We start from the raw sequence: 383 nt of genomic DNA, 5'->3' as shown, positions 1-383 counted from the left end.
GCGCGACGAGCTGCGTGTGGCGCTCGCCGCCAAGGGAATGGCGCGGCCGGCAACGACCGAGGCGGCACGACGGCTGGAGCGCGGGCTTGGCCGCGACCGCATCTTCGGGGTGCTGCAGCGCGCCGCGGCGGCGGCGATCCTGATCGCGGCCGGCTGGCTGGCGAATGGCATTTGCGGACCGGTCGCGGTGACGAAGGTCGTCGCCTCCACCCAGCCGCCCGCCTATGTCGAGGAAGCGGTGAGGGCGCACCGGACGACGCTGGTGCGCGAGGCGATGACCTCCCAGCGGGAAGCGCCGAACTACAATCCAGGCGAGATCCGCGCCGCGACCGCGATCGTCATGCCGTCGCTGCCCGGGGAATGGAAGGTGCGCGATGTGCAGA

The 383-nt window shown here is 72.3% G+C and carries 1 pseudogene; it reads left to right on the top strand.

The annotated features are described in order from the left end of the window. Positions 1 to 383 (top strand): annotated as a pseudogene (locus tag EOA24_RS41195) (anti-sigma factor); the annotation flags it as partial.

It is taken from the genome of Mesorhizobium sp. M2A.F.Ca.ET.039.01.1.1, from assembly GCF_003998035.1.
Lineage (GTDB): Bacteria > Pseudomonadota > Alphaproteobacteria > Rhizobiales > Rhizobiaceae > Mesorhizobium.
The sequence above is the reverse complement of the archived record's forward strand: the minus strand, read 5'-3'. Positions and strand labels throughout refer to the sequence as shown.